General features: G+C 63.2%; 17 protein-coding genes. 7 read left to right on the top strand and 10 right to left on the bottom strand.

Annotation, left to right across the window (positions count from 1 at the left end; translation table 11 throughout):
- Positions 1-100 precede the first annotated feature (100 nt).
- On the top strand, positions 101-472 hold the full coding sequence (locus tag ACQZ5H_RS00260) for a DoxX family protein (RefSeq protein ID WP_449096999.1): 372 nt from the start codon (positions 101-103) through the stop codon (positions 470-472).
- A 60-nt stretch (positions 473-532) separates the two neighbouring features.
- Here ACQZ5H_RS00260 and ACQZ5H_RS00265 read toward each other — a convergent pair whose 3' ends face one another.
- Entirely contained in the window at positions 533-1,975 is a 1,443-nt protein-coding gene (locus ACQZ5H_RS00265; RefSeq protein WP_449096382.1) for an FAD-binding oxidoreductase, read from the bottom strand.
- Between the two features lie 219 nt (positions 1,976-2,194).
- Between ACQZ5H_RS00265 and ACQZ5H_RS00270 the strand changes: the two genes are divergently transcribed.
- Positions 2,195-2,503, top strand: a complete 309-nt coding sequence (locus ACQZ5H_RS00270; RefSeq protein ID WP_203429457.1) for a Dabb family protein — start codon at positions 2,195-2,197, stop codon at positions 2,501-2,503.
- Between the two features lie 36 nt (positions 2,504-2,539).
- On the opposite strand, the gene ACQZ5H_RS00275 is transcribed toward ACQZ5H_RS00270, so the two are convergent.
- The 3 genes from ACQZ5H_RS00275 to ACQZ5H_RS00285 are packed head-to-tail and all read right to left on the bottom strand — an operon-like array spanning position 2,540 to position 5,066.
- Entirely contained in the window at positions 2,540-3,439 is a 900-nt protein-coding gene (locus ACQZ5H_RS00275; protein ID WP_199626345.1) for a metal ABC transporter solute-binding protein, Zn/Mn family, read from the bottom strand.
- 17 nt (positions 3,440-3,456) lie between these two features.
- Positions 3,457-4,329, bottom strand: a complete 873-nt coding sequence (locus tag ACQZ5H_RS00280) for a metal ABC transporter permease (RefSeq protein ID WP_112712847.1) — start codon at positions 4,327-4,329, stop codon at positions 3,457-3,459.
- On the bottom strand, positions 4,326-5,066 hold the full coding sequence (locus tag ACQZ5H_RS00285; protein WP_112714328.1) for an ABC transporter ATP-binding protein: 741 nt from the start codon (positions 5,064-5,066) through the stop codon (positions 4,326-4,328). Before ACQZ5H_RS00285 ends, ACQZ5H_RS00280 begins: the two co-directional genes overlap by 4 nt.
- Before the next feature lie 255 nt (positions 5,067-5,321).
- Here ACQZ5H_RS00285 and ACQZ5H_RS00290 point away from each other — a divergent pair, with 255 nt between their 5' ends.
- Positions 5,322-5,546, top strand: coding sequence for a ribbon-helix-helix domain-containing protein (locus ACQZ5H_RS00290; RefSeq protein ID WP_449097000.1), 225 nt, complete (start codon positions 5,322-5,324; stop codon positions 5,544-5,546).
- Positions 5,547-5,926: 380 nt separating this feature from the next.
- Here ACQZ5H_RS00290 and ACQZ5H_RS00295 read toward each other — a convergent pair whose 3' ends face one another.
- Both ACQZ5H_RS00295 and ACQZ5H_RS00300 read right to left on the bottom strand, forming a co-directional pair.
- Positions 5,927-6,412 carry a peroxiredoxin gene (locus ACQZ5H_RS00295; protein ID WP_112712841.1) on the bottom strand — a complete coding sequence of 162 codons (486 nt, stop codon included), beginning with the start codon at positions 6,410-6,412 and terminating at the stop codon, positions 5,927-5,929.
- 67 nt (positions 6,413-6,479) lie between these two features.
- Positions 6,480-7,322: a protein-disulfide reductase DsbD domain-containing protein gene (locus ACQZ5H_RS00300; RefSeq protein WP_449096383.1), complete on the bottom strand. Its 843-nt coding sequence runs from the start codon at positions 7,320-7,322 to the stop codon at positions 6,480-6,482.
- Positions 7,323-7,465: 143 nt separating this feature from the next.
- Here ACQZ5H_RS00300 and ACQZ5H_RS00305 point away from each other — a divergent pair, with 143 nt between their 5' ends.
- From ACQZ5H_RS00305 to ACQZ5H_RS00315, 3 genes are all read left to right on the top strand, one after another.
- Positions 7,466-8,071: a YqgE/AlgH family protein gene (locus tag ACQZ5H_RS00305; protein ID WP_112712837.1), complete on the top strand. Its 606-nt coding sequence runs from the start codon at positions 7,466-7,468 to the stop codon at positions 8,069-8,071.
- Positions 8,072-8,159: 88 nt separating this feature from the next.
- Positions 8,160-8,351 carry a CsbD family protein gene (locus ACQZ5H_RS00310; protein WP_112712835.1) on the top strand — a complete coding sequence of 64 codons (192 nt, stop codon included), beginning with the start codon at positions 8,160-8,162 and terminating at the stop codon, positions 8,349-8,351.
- A gap of 82 nt (positions 8,352-8,433) precedes the next feature.
- On the top strand, positions 8,434-9,519 hold the full coding sequence (locus ACQZ5H_RS00315) for a zinc-binding metallopeptidase family protein (RefSeq protein ID WP_449096384.1): 1,086 nt from the start codon (positions 8,434-8,436) through the stop codon (positions 9,517-9,519).
- On the opposite strand, the gene ACQZ5H_RS00320 is transcribed toward ACQZ5H_RS00315, so the two are convergent.
- A complete protein-coding gene (locus ACQZ5H_RS00320) occupies positions 9,520-10,092 on the bottom strand; it encodes a TetR/AcrR family transcriptional regulator (RefSeq protein WP_112712831.1) in 573 nt (190 codons plus the stop codon). It abuts the gene before it with no gap.
- A 217-nt stretch (positions 10,093-10,309) separates the two neighbouring features.
- Here ACQZ5H_RS00320 and ACQZ5H_RS00325 point away from each other — a divergent pair, with 217 nt between their 5' ends.
- Complete coding sequence (locus ACQZ5H_RS00325) at positions 10,310-10,699, top strand: RidA family protein (protein WP_449096385.1); 390 nt, start codon at positions 10,310-10,312, stop codon at positions 10,697-10,699.
- Positions 10,700-10,768: 69 nt separating this feature from the next.
- Here ACQZ5H_RS00325 and ACQZ5H_RS00330 read toward each other — a convergent pair whose 3' ends face one another.
- The 3 genes from ACQZ5H_RS00330 to ACQZ5H_RS00340 all read right to left on the bottom strand — a co-directional run bounded on the left by ACQZ5H_RS00330 (position 10,769) and on the right by ACQZ5H_RS00340 (position 15,669).
- Positions 10,769-11,869, bottom strand: coding sequence for a porin (locus tag ACQZ5H_RS00330; RefSeq protein WP_449096386.1), 1,101 nt, complete (start codon positions 11,867-11,869; stop codon positions 10,769-10,771).
- A gap of 276 nt (positions 11,870-12,145) precedes the next feature.
- Positions 12,146-15,058 (bottom strand): sensor domain-containing phosphodiesterase, encoded by a 2,913-nt coding sequence (locus ACQZ5H_RS00335; protein ID WP_203429448.1) that lies wholly within the window; start codon positions 15,056-15,058, stop codon positions 12,146-12,148.
- The gene (locus tag ACQZ5H_RS00340) at positions 15,055-15,669 is read right to left on the bottom strand and encodes a GNAT family N-acetyltransferase (RefSeq protein ID WP_449096387.1); all 615 of its coding nucleotides are present in this window, start codon (positions 15,667-15,669) and stop codon (positions 15,055-15,057) included. Before ACQZ5H_RS00340 ends, ACQZ5H_RS00335 begins: the two co-directional genes overlap by 4 nt.
- Positions 15,670-15,685: the final 16 nt, after the last annotated feature.

Raw genomic sequence — 15,685 nt, forward strand, 5'->3', positions numbered from 1 at the left:
TCGTATCAACGTCTGTGAAGCGCGATGCGAGGATTGAATGGCCGTGCACATTGGGATGTGGTTTGAACCATCCCTGGAATCGAGATTTTGGTGGCGGCTTGTGTTGTCGGCGATCTACCTGACCGTCGGCATTCTTCACATGCTGCTACCGGGTCCGTTTCTCAGGATCATGCCGGCTTTGGTGCCGTTTCCGACTGCTGTTGTCTTCATCACCGGCGCATGCGAGGTGGCAGCCGCGGCCGGGCTGCTTTCGTCGCCCTTTCGCGCCGCCGCAGGGATTGGGCTCGCCGCCTATGCGGTCTGCGTCTATCCCGCCAATATCAAGCATGCGATCGACGGATTGTCGGCGGTCGACGCCAGTACCTATGCCTGGCTCTATCATGTGCCGCGGCTGGCCTTTCAACCGGTTTTTGTCTGGTGGGCGCTCTATGCGGGCGGCGTCATCGACTGGCCGTTCCCGCAAGCCCGTTAGCCGGCCGGCGGAGCGCATCCGCCGGCCTGTTCATGGCAAGCCGCCTGAGCCAGCGCGCCGTCAGCTTGCCGCCCGCATCTCCGGCAGTGGCTTGACGTTCTGGTTCATGCGGAACAGGTTTTCCGGGTCGTAGTGCCGCTTGATCTCGGCCAGCCGCCGGTAGTTCTTGCCATAGGCCTTCTCCACCCGGTCTGCCTCGTCCTCGGGCATGAAGTTGATATAGGCCGTGCCGATCGCATGCGGCTTGGTGGCTTCGAACAGCCCTCGCGCCCAGGCGATCCCTTTCTGATCCATGGCTTTATCGCGCCAGCGCCCATGGACGTTCATGACGAAATGCGAGCTGCGCTGCGGGAAGGCCGTCGCCTCGCCGGCGATCCGGCCGGCGGCACCTCCGACATGGCCGACGAAGATTTCGCATTCCGGCCCCGGTAGCTTGCGCACCGCATCGAGCAGCACGGCAATCGCCTGATCGGAGAGCGCCGCGAAATCCTGGCTCTTCCAGTAGTTCCGGGCGCCGGGCGTGAGCAGCGGGTCGAAGGCCTGCTGCCAGGCGGCGAAGGGCACCGGCCCCACGACATCGGCGATCGGCTTGCCGATCCCGCGAAGCTCCGCCGTTGCTGCCTGTCCAGCGGCGAGATCACCGCAATAGCACATGGCGAGCACCAGGACTTCCTTGCCGTGCCATTCGGCGGGCAGGAAGGGCAGGGGCGGCGCCTGGCGCATCACCGCCCAGCAGGTCAGCTCGTCCGGCGCCTTCTCGAGTGCGGCGCGATACTGCTTCAGCACCATCTCGGCATCGGCAAAGGGATGAACGACGAGGCCCGCGAGCACATTGCCGGGCAGATCGTGCAGGCGGAATTCGAAGGAGGTCACGACGCCGAAATTGCCGCCTCCGCCGCGCAGCGCCCAGAAGAGATCAGGATCCTCCTTTTCGCTGACCCGCCTCAGCCTGCCGTCAGCGGTGACGACATCCATCGAGATCAGGTTGTCGAGCGTCAGCCCGTATTTGCGCGTCGTCCAGCCGAAGCCGCCGCCGAGCGTCAGGCCGGCAATGCCCGTCGTCGAGTTGATGCCGGTCGGCAGAACCATGCCGAAAGCTTGCGTTTCCGCATCGACATCGGCAAGCGTTGCACCCGGCTCCACCCGCATGCGCCGCGTCGCCGGATCGACCCAGACGGATCGCATCGCCGAGAGATCGATCATCACGCCGCCATCGCAGACGGCATTGCCGGCAATGTTGTGGCCGCCGCCGCGGATCGCGAGCAGCAGGTGATTGTCATGGGCGAAGCGGACCGCCTTGATGATATCGCTGGCGCCGGCGCAGCGCACGATCATTCCCGGCTTGCGGTCGATCATCGCGTTCCAGATCGTCCGGGCTTCGTCGTAGTCGCTATCCGCCTTGGTGATCAGCCGCCCGCGCAATCCCGCCGCAAGGGCCTCGATCGCATCGGCGCGCATGACTTTATGGCCCTTCTGCAGGGTCGTGAGGTTCATATCATCCATGATGGTCCTCCCTACGATGGGAGCCCCCGTCCCATCGGCGCGGCATTTTGCGCCTGCGCAAACGCATCCACAAGCTATCGCTAATAAATGTATCCGGGGATGGAAAGCGTGCGGCACCTTGCCCGCGATGCGGGATTTAAACCGGACCCGCCATTTCTGGCGGGCTTGCCCTCGGTGTCATTCCCACTATGCTGCCGCGCAGAAACTGGGAGGCACCATATGATCCTGCATTGCGTATTTCTGCGGCTGAAGGCCGCCATGACCGGCGAAGAGAAGCAGGCACTGTTCGGCTCGGTCGTTGCGCTGCAGCAGGTCATTCCGGGGATCATCGACATCAAGCATGGCCCGAACGTCTCGCCGGAAGGCCTGCATGGCGGCTTCGTCGAAGGCTTCGTGGTCACCTTCGAGAGCCCGGAAGCGCGTGACGCCTACCTCATCCATCCTGAACATGTCGCGGTCGGCGAGAAGATCGTCGAATCCGTCGATGGCGGCCTTGGCGGCCTCCTGGTCTTCGACCTCAACGTCTGAGGAAAAGGCCGCGGATCGCTCCGCGGCCGTCCGTACTCAGCTCGACTTTGCCATCGCCGCGGCGATCTGGTCGACATTGTAGCGGAACATCTTCTCATAGGTCGGGGCCGGTCCCTTGGCGTCCGAGAGCGATTCCACATAGAGCTCGCCGCCGGGCTTTGCGCCTGTTGCCTTCGCCACCTGCTTGACGAGGCGCGGGTCGTTCGAGTTTTCGAAGAAGTAGGTCTTCACGTTCTCGGCCTTGATCTGCTCGATCAGCTTGGCGACGTCGGCAGCCGAGGCTTCGCTCTCGGTGGAAACGCCGAGCGGAGCCAGGAAGCTCACCTGATATTCGCGGCCGAAATAGCCGAAGGCGTCGTGGCTGGTCAGCACCTTGCGGCGATCGTCGGCGACTTTGTCGAATTTCGAATGCGCATAGGCATCGAGTTCGTCGAGCGTCTTCGTGTAGCGATCGGCATTGGTCTTGAAGGCGGCGGCATCGGCCGGATCGGCAGCCGAGAGCGCCTTCTCGATATTCACCACCCAGACCTTGACGTTGACCGGGCTGTTCCAGACATGCGGATCGGTCACGGTCTTGCCGTCCTCTTCCATCGTCCGCGTGTTGATGCCTTCGGAAGCCGTGACCGGCGTGCCCTTGTAGCCGGAAGCGGTGATCAGCCGGTCCATCCAGCCTTCCAGGCCTTCGCCGCTGACGAAGGTCACCTGCGCCGCCTTCAGGTGCTTGGCATCGGCAGGCGAGGGCTCGAATTCATGGGGGTCGCCGTTCGGGCCGACGAGGCTGGTGACGCTGACATGATCGCCGCCGACCTGCTTGACGACATCGGCAAGCACGGTGAAGGAGGCGACGACCTTGAGCGTCTCGGCAGAAGCCGGGATCGCCGAGGCGGCAAGCAGCGCCGGCAGGGCGGCGGATAGAAGCAGGGTACGCGATAGCATGGTCAGTCTCCTTGGATTCAGCCCTTGAGATGGGGGCGGGGGAAGAGGCGCCGGGCGATGCCCGATGGCGCAAAGAGGATCGAAAGCGCGTAGAGGCTCGCCGCCGTCATGATGATCGTCGGTCCGGAGGCGAGCTCGAGATGGTAGGAGGCGATCAGGCCGAGATAGCCGGACGCCGTGGCGCTGAGGACCGAGATCACCATCATCTGCGGCAGGCTGCGCGACCAGAGCTGGGCGATTGCGGCCGGCAGCATCATCAGCCCGACGGCCATCAGAGTGCCGAGCGCCTGGAAGCTGGCGACGAGGTTCAGCACCACGAGCAGCAGGAACAGGAAATGATAGACCGGCCCGCGCCCGCCGACCGCGCGCAGATAGCCGGGATCGAAGCACTCGGTGACCAGCGGCCGGTAGATCACGGCAAGCGCCAGCAGCGTCAGCGAGGTGATCGTGCCGATCTGAAGAAGTGCCGGCGTATCGATCGCCAGGATCGTGCCGAACAGCACATGCAGCAGGTCGATATTCGAGCCGCGCAGCGAAACGATGAGGACGCCGAGCGCCAGCGACGCCAGATAGAAGCTCGCAAAGCTCGCATCCTCCTGCAGCACGGTCATGCGGCTGACGACGCCCGAAAGCAGCGCCACCGACAGCCCGGCCACCAGCCCGCCGATCCCCATCGCCGTCAGCGACAGCGAGCCCGCGACGAGATAGCCGATCGCGGCCCCCGGCAGCACCGCATGGCTCATCGCATCGCCCATCAGGCTCATCCGCCGCAGCATCAGGAAGACGCCGATCGGACCGGATCCGAGCCCGAGGCAGAGGCAGGCGACGAGCGCCCGGCGCATGAAGCCATAATCGGCGAAGGGTGCGAGAAAGATGTCGTAGGCGGTCATGCGGCAGGCTCGCAGATGGCGGCTTCCTCGTCCCAGCGCTCGGCCATCGCCCGCGCCGTCATCAGGTTCGCCGCCGACATCACTTCGGCTGTCGGCCCCCAGCCGATCAGCTCGCGGGCGATCAGCATCGTCTCGGGAAAATGCGCCCGCACCTGTTCGAAATCGTGCAGCACGGCAATCACCGTGCGCCCGTCGCCATGCCAGCGGGCGACGATATCGAGAAGGTCGCGCGTGGTGCGCGCATCGATTGCGGTAAAGGGCTCGTCGAGCAGGATCACCCGGGCATCCTGCAGCAGCAGCCGCGCGAACAGCACGCGCTGGAACTGCCCGGCCGAGAGCGAGCCGATATGCCTGTTGTCGAAACCATCGAGCCCGACCGCCGAAAGCGCCTCCAGCGCCTTCAGCCGCTCGGCCTCCGAAACGCGCCCGAAGGCACCCGCCTGCCGCCATGCGCCGAGCATCACGGTATCGAGAACGGAGATCGGAAAACGCCGGTTTATATCGGCCGCCTGCGGCAGATAGCCGAAATCAAGCCGCGCCAGCCGATGCCGGATCATCCCGGCCGCCGGTCTCAGCTCCCCCACCAGCGCCTTCAAAAGCGTCGACTTCCCCGCCCCATTCGGCCCCGCAATCGCCGTCAGGCTACCCTCGCGGATGCTGCCGGACACATGATGCACGGCGGGATGCCGGTCATAGGTAACGGTGACATTCTCAAGCTCGATCAGGGGAACACTCACGGCAACACCGCCGCCCAATAGATCGCCAGCCAGAGAGAGGCGATCAGCAACAACACGAAACCGGCGCGCGCAAAGGCGGATTGCCGGAGTAGATGGGGGAGGGGGCGAGGCATTGCAGGCTTTCTAAAATGTAATAACATTACTGTTATGTTGTAACGTTTACGGCAAAAACGGGGCGGGTGCAAGCGGGGTGGATGCGGTGCCTACGACTTTCCGGTAACCTGTGGGCAAGGGAGTGTCGCCATAAAGGTTTCGATCGAAAAGCAGTGGGAGGATTTTGTCGAGAAATTGGTAGCGCGGGGGCGCTATCGCTCACCTGAAGAGGTCGTCACCACAGGATTGAGCCTCGTCGCGCAGCGGGAGGCGCGGCTGAAAAAGCTGCGCGATATCATTGATGCTTCCATCGCGACCGGTGGCGACGTCAGCGACGACGAGCTGGGTGCTGCGTTGGCAGCGCGGATAGCTGGCCTAAAAACTTAACGCTAGCTAGGATACTCGGTCCTCTCCTCCCTCACTCCTGTGCTTGTCACAGGAATTCAGTCGCCGCGCGTCTGCGCGGCGGGAGAAGTCTTTTCGGCGCAAGGAGTTGGGCCGGCTCTGTGAAGAGCACAGAGATGGGGAAGACCTGTACTCGCGGCCCCCTCATCCGCCCTTCGGGCACCTTCTCCCCGCGGGGGAGAAGGGAGCACCGCGGCTGCCTCTCGCGCCAACATCCCACTCCCCAGCGGGGAGAGGGCAGGGTGAGGGGCTCCGGGCGCGGTGTATGGTTTCGCCCGCCGCTCAGGCGCGCCCCGGCCGCAGTCTTCGAAACACACCCTCCCAAAACAAAAGCGGCGAACCCCAGTCCGCCGCCCCAATCCTCAAAGCTGCTCGATCATCGCAGCTGCACCCGAAACCGTTGCCTGGCCCGGGCTTTCCTCGACGTTGAGCGACTTCACGACGCCGTCTTCGACGAGCATCGAGTAGCGCTTGGAGCGGACGCCGAGGCCGCCGGCGGAGAGGTCGGCTTCGAGGCCGAGCGCCTTGGTGAAGCCGGCGTCCCAGTCGGCCAGGAAGTGGATCTTGCCGGCGCCGCCGGACTGCTGTGCCCAGGCGCTCATCACGTGCCAGTCGTTGACGGCGACGACGGCGATGTCATCGACGCCCTTGCCGAGAATGGTGTCGCGGTTTTCGAGATAGCCCGGCAGGTGGTTCAGCGTGCAGGTGGGCGTGAAGGCGCCGGGAACGGCGAAGAGCACGACGCGCTTGCCCTTGAACAGCTGCTCGGTCGAGATCTCGACCGGGCCGTCGGCGGTCTTTTCCTTGAAGGTGGCGGCCGGAAGCTTGTCGCCGATTGCGATGCTCATGAAACTCTCCTCGTTGAGATGATGAAGCGGCAGATGCCGCGGGGTCGGTGGGGACTATAGGAGCCGGTCACTCAAAGGCAAGCGGTGTCTCCATGGCGCGGCCGCCGTCGATGACGAGCGCATGCCAGGTCTTGCCCTTGAGCGCATAGTTGCGCGGTAGTTTGCCGATCGCGACCGAAGTCGAGAAGGTCTTGCCGTCGCGCTTGCTCATCAGCTGCTTGGTGAAGACATAGCCGTTCGGCCCGGTGACGATCACCTGCGGCGCCGTGTCGCCGCCGCCGGGAAGGGCGATCTCCAGCCACAGCTCCTTCATGTCGGCGGACATCTTGTGCGACACCACCTGGAAGCCGGATGAGGCCACTTCGGGAAGGGCTTTCTCCGCCTGTTCCAGCAACGCCTCTTCCTCCGGGCGCGACTGCTTTGCGTCCGAAAGCGGCAGCTCGAAGGCCGCCTGGAAGGGCACGCAGAGCTCCTTGCAGATGCCGATGAAGGCCGTCGCCTTGATCGCGCCGGGCGTCCCGTCGCCGTCCGCCTTGAAGGTCAGCGGCAGGACGACGGGGGCGTCGTAGCCGATGTCGTCGACCTTGCCGTCGTTGATATGCTTCGGCACCGGATAGCGGATCTCCTTCAGCGCCACGCCGCTTTCGGGCGCCACGGCGATCTGCGGCGGAATACCGCTGCTGCCGGGCTCGCGCCAATAGGTGATCCAGCCGGGTTTCGGCTCGATCTGCAGGCCGCCATGGATCGTTCCGTCGCGCTCCGGCGGCAGCGCGATCAGCCGCATCCGGCCGCCCTCGTTATCGACCCAGTCGCTTATTTCCGCCTGCGCGGCGGCAGCCAGGCTGAGAAGGGCTGCGGCAGAAAGACCGAGGCCGCGGATGATCCGGCGCGTAAAAGAAATAATCTTCATGGAACAAAGGTTTATCGAAAAGTGCTACAGGCTGCCATATGAGGAGTGATTCTAATTCTTCATTTTCGGTTGATTGATTTGTGACATTGCCCCATGTTTCCTGTGTCGGGGCCTTTTCACGCGGTCTGGCAGCAGGAGGAATTATGTCCTTATCGACGCTGAAGAACAGACGGGAACGCGGCTTTTTCGACGGGCAGTTCCTGATTGCCATGCCCGGCATGGAAGACAGAAATTTTGCGCGCACGGTGGTCTATATCTGCGCGCATTCCGATGCCGGAGCCATGGGCTTCGTCATCAATCGCCCGCAGAGCCTGACCTTTACCGACGTCCTCCTGCATCTCGAAATGATCAAGGACAGCGATTCCATCGTTCTTCCCGATCACGCCCGCGACTTCCCGATCCAGACCGGCGGCCCGGTCGAGAGCGGCCGCGGCTTCGTGCTGCATTCCGATGATTATCTGAGCGATTCCAGCATCCCCGTCAGCGACGATATCTGCCTGACGGCGACGCTCGATATCGTCCGCGCCATCTCCAAGGGCGGCGGTCCCAAGCGCGCCACCATGCTGCTCGGCTATTCCTCCTGGGGTGCCGGCCAGCTGGAAACCGAAGTCGGCAACAATGGCTGGCTGACCTGCGCGGCCAACGAAGCGCTGATCTTCGATCGCAGCCTCGATGACAAATACGAGCGGGCTTTGGCGGGCATGGGCGTCACGGCGGCGATGCTCTCTGCCGAAGCCGGCCACGCCTGACTTTCTTCGGAACGAATTCAGATAGCTGACGTTAGTCCTTCCGCAAGCCAGGGCAAGCTCGCCCCCGGCGCGATAGGAGGCATCTGATATGGGTAGCACCAGCGACAAGATTTCCGGCAAGACCAACGAGATTGCAGGCAAGGCCAAGCAGGCTGCCGGCAAGGTGACCGGCGACCGCAGCATGCAGGCCAAGGGCGCAGTCCAGGAAGGCAAGGGCAAGGCCCAGGTCGCGGCAGGCAAGGCCAAGGACAAGCTGAAGGACGCCGTCGACCGGATGTAAGCATCCTTCCATTTCCATGACACATGCCTGTTGCGCAGCGGCGCGGCAGGCATTTTTCGTCCGTTCGTGCCGGGGTGCTTTCATGAGACTTTTCGCCTGCGACAACTGTGATCAGGTCGTCCATTTCGACAATCGCCAATGCGTGCGCTGCAATCACCGCCTGGGCTTCCTGCCCGAGGATCTGGCGATGCACGCGCTGGAGCCGCGCGATGACGTGGCCTGGCAGTTGGTCGCGAGGCCGCAGAGGGCGGTGCGCTTCTGCGCCAATGCCGCTCTCGATATCTGCAACTGGCTGACCTCGGCCGATGATCCCAATCCCTTCTGCATCGCCTGCCGGCATAACCGGCTGGTGCCCAACACAAATACGCAGGACGGCATCGACCGCTGGCGCCGCATCAGCCAGGCGCAGCGCCATCTTTTCTATTCGCTGCTGCGCTGGCATCTGCCGCATCCCGACCGCGAGGAGGATCCGCAGGGCGGGCTGGTTTTCGACTTCCTGGAGGACGTGGTGCAGAACGACGGCAATGTCGTACCCGCCATGACCGGCCACGAGGAGGGGCTGATCGCCATCCGCGCCGCCGAAGCCGACGACGTGACGCGCGAGCTGGCGCGCAGCGCCATGGACGAGCCCTACCGCACGCTGCTCGGCCACTTCCGCCACGAGACCGGGCATTTCATCTGGAACAAGCTGGTGCGTGACCGCAATGGCTTCGATGCCTTCCGCGCCGTCTTCGGCGACGAGCGCCAGGATTATGCCGTCGCCCTGCAAAACCACTATGCCAATGGCGCGCCGCTCGGCTGGCAGGAGAGCTTCATCAGCGCCTATGCCGCCTCTCATCCCTGGGAGGATTTCGCTGAGTGCTTCGCGCACTACCTGCATATCGTCGATACGCTGGAGACGGCGCGCGCCTTCGGCATCGCCATCGATCCGCGCGGTCACGAGGAAATGGCGGCGGAAGTCGATTTTCAGCCTTACAGAGCCAAGGATGCCGAACAGCTCGCCAGCGCCTGGATCCCGCTCAGCGTCGCCATCAATGCCATCCAGCGCAGCATGGGCCAGCCGGATTCCTATCCTTTCGTGCTCTCGCCGCCCGTCATCGCCAAGCTCGACTATGTGCACGCCCTGATCCAGGGCGCCAATATGGAATGGCAGCGCGCGGCCGCCTGATCAGGCAGGCGTCTTCAGGAGGCCGCTGGCGAGCTGCTTGAACGCTTCGACGGCCTTAGCGAAGACCTCGGCGGAATCCTTTTCCGCGGCGATCCACAGCGCCGCATTCAGCGCCGCGCCGTTATAGAGGCGGGCGGCAGCTTCGGCATCCACCGGCTTGACCGTGCCTTCATCGATCAGCGCCTGGATCGTCGCCGCCGTCGTCGTCAGGCAGGCGTTCTGGCTCGGCCATTGCGAGGGATCGCCGAGAACGGCGGGACCGTCGAGCAGCATGATGCGCTGGATCTCCGGCTCGAGCGCCATCTCGATATAGGCGATCCCCTCGGCCAGGAAGCCCTCCCAGCGGGTCGGTGCCTGTTTCTGCGCGGCGCACATCCGCACCAGCATTTCCGCATCGATCTGGTCGATCACCGCCTGCAGCAGACCCTTTTTATCGCCGAAATTATGATAGAGCGCGCCGCGCGTCAGTCCGGCCTCGGCGGTGAAATCATCCATCGAGGATGCGGCATAACCCTTTGTCGCAAAAGCCTTCCGGCCCGCCTGGATAAGCTTGGCCCGGGTCTCTTCCATCATTTCCGCGCGGCGTTTTCCAACCACGGCACTCTCCTGAAATCGAACATACGCCCCGTATGCATATTGACATACGAGACGTATGCAAACATATACGCATACGGAGCGTATATCAAAATCGCTGCCACTTGTTAAGTGCGGACCTCACCACAGATCACGGTGCAAGGCCGGGCAGGCGCGTGTCTGCCCGCGGGGTCCGCTTTGTCATCAGGAGTTAGACATGACCAAACGCGAAGCAATCTTTCCGGCTGACCGCCACGCCCTCTACACCGCGCACCGCTATTCCGCGGCCGTGCGTTCAGGAGACCTGCTGTTCGTCTCCGGCCAGGTCGGCAGCCGCGCCGACGGTTCGCCGGAGCCGGATTATGAGCGCCAGGTGAAACTCGCCTTCGAAAATCTCAATGCCGTGCTGAAAGCTGCCGGCGCCACGTTCGAGGACGTCATCGACGTCACCAGCTTTCACACCGATCCGCAAAACCAGTTCGAGACCTTCATGGCGATCCGCGAGACCTTTCTCGGCGAAGCGCCTTACCCCACCTGGACCGCCGTCGGCGTCAACTGGCTGGCGGGCTTCGATTTCGAGATCAAGGTGATCGCGCGGGTGCCGTAGGCCTGAATGCACAAAAGCAAAAGACCCGGCCTTGCGCCGGGTCTTTCTTTCACTGTGAAGCAAGCGCTCTCAGAAGTCGCGTTCGAGGCGCACGAAGCCTTCGACGTAATGCGAGTCGTCGGTGCCCGGGAAGTCGTGGTTCTCGGCCACGTAGGTTGCCGCCGTATGCAGGGTGAGGTCGTCAACGATCTTGTAGTCGAGCGTCACGCCGCCGCGCCACATGCTGCCGCCGTGATATTCGTCGTCGGCTTCGCGGATCCGGCCGCTATATTGCGCTTCCGGCGTTATGGTGAACTTGTCGTTGATCTTCAGCGCATATTGCGCGATCACCGACCATTCGCTGGCCTGGTAGTAGGTATTGGGGCCGCTCGAATAGATGCCGGCAAGTTCGAAGACGCCCGGACCGATTTCCGCGCCCATGCGCGCCGTCACGGAACCGTCCTGCATGGCGGCGTCGTAGCCGCCATAGACCTGCCAGGTAAAGACGCCTGCCTTGCCGCCGATCATCGCGTCGATGCCGAGACCGCTTTCGGCTCCGTCGAAGTCTGCAGGCAGTTCATCCAGCGACAGGCCGGCATTGAAGCTGTCGCTGTCATATTCGTAGCGGATCGCATTCCATTTGGTGTCGTTGCCGGTCATCAGATCGGATTCACCGGAGAAGTCGTTGTCCCACCAGCTTGCGAAGCGGCCGGCGCGGATACCGGCAAGCTCCAGATAGGCTTCGTCGATGATCGTATTGTCCGTGCCATAGGCGGCGGCATTCGACCAGCCGACAAACTCGGTGGTACGCGTGGCGGGGCCCCCGCCGCCATAGTAGTTGGATTCGAGAACGATGCGGCTGGTCAGCGGGCCGTATTCGGTATCGCTCTTGGCGTCGAAGCTCACATGGGCGCGGGTATGGCTTTCCCAGTCCTGATCGCCGCTGCCGCCGACGCCATTGTCTTCATAGCCTTCTCCGAAGCCGTAGCCGACTTCGAAGCGCAGATAGCCGCCGATCTTCAGGCAGGTTTCGGTGCCCGGTATGTAGAAGTAGCCTGTTCCGTACGCGTCGCAGACGCGGACATATTCCACGGGTTCCGGCTCGGCAGCGACGATGGCGTCAGCAGCCTGGGCGCCGGATACTGCTGCGAATGCAGCGGCGGAGCCGAGAAGAAGGCTCTTGATGTTCATGCTTGTCTCCGTTTCAGAGCCCACCTTGCGGTTGGCTCGCATGTGGCGCGAGGCGTGCGGTGCCGCGAGGGGGACGCCGGAGAGGGAACGCGCCGATTGGCAACGGAAACACTAAGCTCGCTGGGAGCCGGCTTCGTCAATTATATGCTAAACGCACATGTATAAAAAAGTGGCAAAGCGCCTCAAACGTGACGCCTTTGTCACATCGTTCTGTCGCAATTTGCAATCAGAAGGGAGTGTTTCGCGGGAAAATTCCCGCGAAAAGATATTCTCGGCTCAAGCCCGCTTCGTCAGCGGAAAGCGTTCCTTCAGCAGCCGCAGAACCGATTCCGACGGCATCGGCGGGCCGAAGAGGTAGCTCTGGCCGTAGCTGCAGCCCATCTTCGCCAGCTCGATCGCATCCTCGTTGGATTCGATCCCCTCGGCCACCACCTTCATGTCGAGTTCGCGGGCCATGTTGATGACCGAGCGCAGGATGGTCGCCTTCTTGTCGCTGTCGTCGCGCACCAGCGCCTTGTCGAGCTTGATCGTGTCGAACGGGAAGCGGGTGAGATAGGAGAGGGACGAATAGCCGGTGCCGAAGTCGTCGAGCGCCAGGCCGAGACCGGCTTCCTTGAGCTTCTGCAGCACGAGGCGCGCCTGTTCCGGGTTCTCCATCACCATCGATTCCGTCAGCTCCAGCTTCAGGCGCGAGGGTTCGCAATGCGTCTTGGCGAGCACCGAGCGCACGTCGTCATAGAGCTCGTTGTTGAGCAGCTGCACGCTGGAGAGATTGATCGAAACGAAGATCGGCAATTCACCGGTCTGGTTCTGCCAGCCCATCAGGTCGTTGGTCGCCTGCTCGAGCGCGAAGAGACCGAGCGGGCCGATGATGTCGGAAGCCTCGGCGATCGGGATGAATTCCGATGGCGGGATATTGCCGCGCTTCGGATGCTCCCAGCGCATCAGTGCCTCGAAACCGGCGATCTCGACATTCTCCAGCCCGGCGATCGGCTGATAGACCATCGACAGTTCCTTGCGCTCGATGGCGCGGCGCAGGTCGGATTCCAGCTGCAGACGGTCGGCGCCGAAATCGCGGAAGGCGGGGCGGAACGGCTCGACGCGATTGCCGCCGGCGCGCTTGGCGCGGTACATCGCAAGCTCGGCATCGCTCAGCATGCCCGATGCGTTTTCCTGCTGATCCACCCAGGAGGCGAGGCCGATCGAGGCGGTCAGGATGATCTCGCGGTTCGAGAAGTTGATCGGCACCATGATCGCCTTGCTGATCGCATCGGCAAAATCGGCAATCTTCGCCGGGTCGCGTTCAGAGACCAGGATCAGGCCGAACTGGTCGCCGGCAAGGCGGGCCAGCGTATCCTGCTGCTTCAAGAGGCGGCGAAGGCGGCGCGTCAGCGCGATCAGGATGTTGTCGCCGGCAGCAACGCCGAGTGCATCGTTGACCAGCTTGTAGCGGTCGATATCGATCACCATCACCGTCGGCCGCAGTGTCTCGCCGGAAGGCGCCAGCGCCAGAACGGATTGCAGGCGGTCGAGGAAGAGCTGGCGGTTCGGCAGGCCGGTCAGGTTATCGTGCAGCGCATCATGGAGCAGCCGCTCGACGGAATTCTTCTGTTCGGTGACATCGACGATCGTCCCGACGCAGCGGATGATCTCGCCGTTTGAGCCAAGCACCGGCCGGGCGCGGATCAGCAGCCAATGGAAATGGCCGTCCTCGGCGCGGATGCGGAATTCGTGGTTCAGACGTCCACGGCGATGCTCGAGCAGAACGTCGAGCGTGGCGCGGAAGCGGTCGCGATCGTCAGGATGCAGCCGCGGCAGCCAGTTGCGCGCCGCGCCATGCATGGTTCCCGGCGAAAGCCCGAGCTTGACGGACACATCGGGGATGGTGACGACACGGTCGCGCGCCACGTCCCAGTCCCAGACCATGTCGCCGGAGCCGGTGAGTGCCAGCGATTGCCGCTCCAGATCGGAGAACAGTCCCTGCTGGAATGCGCCGCCCGCAAAGGCATGCTGCATGACGGTGAAGCCGATCAGCAGCACGATGAGGACGAGGCCGCCGCCGAGCGCCGGCTGGATGATGTCGTTGTCGAGCCGGCCGGTGATGGTCAGCCACGCCCCGAAGATCCAGACGAGGATCAGCGCCCAGGCGGGCACCAGCAGGATGGCGCGGTCATAGCGGTTCAGGCCGAGATAGACGATCAGCACCAGACCCATCGTCGCCGTCAGCGCGAAGGACAGGCGGGCGATACCGGCGGCGATCGACGGGTCGTAGATCGCCACGCCGAAGAGCAGGGCGAGACCAAGCACCCAGGCGAGCGTCGCATAGCCGAGATGCGTGTGCCAGCGGTTGAGGTTCAGATAGGTAAACAGGAAGATCACGAAACTCGAGGCCAGCGCCACTTCCGCGCAGGCGCGCCATATTCGCTGGTCCGCCGAAGCGATGCTGATCAGCTTGCCGAGGAAGCCGAAGTCGACGCAGATATAGCCGAGCACCGCCCAGGCGAGTGCGGCCGTCGCCGGCAGCATCGAGGTTCCCTTGACGACGAACAGGATCGTCAGGAACACCGCCAGCAGACCGGCAATGCCGAGCACGATGCCGCGATAGAGCGTGAAGGCGTTGATCGTGTCCTTGTAGGCGTCGGGTTCCCAGAGATAGATTTGCGGCAGATCGGGGCTGGTGAGCTCGGCGACGAAGGTGATGACGGCGCCCGGGTTCAGCGTGATGCGGAAGACGTCGGCCTCGTCGCTCGGCTGCCGGTCGAGCGCAAAGCCCTCGCTCGGCGTGATTGCCATGATGCGCTGCGAGCCGAGATCCGGCCAGAAAAGCTTGGAATTGACGAGGCGGAAATGCGGGGCGACGATGACGCGCTCCAGCTGCTCTTCCGAAACGTTGGCCAGCGCGAATACCGCCCAGTCGCCCTGGTGGTTGTCCGAGCTGGCACGTACCTCAATACGGCGCCGGATACCGTCGGCACCGGCCGCGGTGGAAACCTGGAAGGCCTCGCCCTGGTTGGCATAGATTTCGGTAGTCTTGGTCAGGTCGAGCGCCGTGTCGTCACGCGAAATCTTGACCGGTTCAGCCGCATGCGCGGTGCCTGCAGCCAGCGCAAGCACCGACAGGAAGAGGGCTGCGATCACCGCGATCAATCGGCCGGACGGTGATAGGTGCAGCATGCGGTTCGTGGTCATCGGCTGTCGGTTTTCCTGCCTGTATCCGCGTCGGTGGCCAGCAGTGAAAACATCACATGGTCATGCCACTGACCGTTTATTTTCAAGTATCCGCGCAGATAGCCTTCCCGCTGAAACCCGGCTTTTTCAAGCAGGCGAATGCTCCGTGCGTTGTCTGGAATACAGGCTGCTTCGATACGGTGCAACTCAAGCCCTGCGAAGATATAGGGTATAACCAACTGAAGTGCGGCGAACATATGGCCCTGGCCGGCGTGCTTCTCGCCCATCCAGTAGCCGATCATGCAGCTCTGCGCCGCCCCGCGGCGGATATAGCCGATGGTAATGCCGCCGAGCAGTTCCATCTCGGGCTTGGAAAACAGGAAGAGTGGGATCGCCTGTCCGGAAGCATATTCCTGCTTGCCGCGGATGACGCGGGCGCGGAAGGCGCCCTCCGTCAGTTCGTCACGCCGCCAGGTCGGCTCCCAGGGTTCCAAGAACCGGCGGCTGTCCGAGCGCAGCCTGTGCCACTGGTTGAAGTCCTGATAGCGGGGCAGCCGCAGCGCATAGCGGCTGTTTTCCAGCTCGACTGCTTCCGGCTGCCGCGACAGGAACCGAAAAACCGATTTGGGCATCGATCACTCCCGGCGG

The organism is Rhizobium sp. 21-4511-3d, assembly GCF_053522545.1.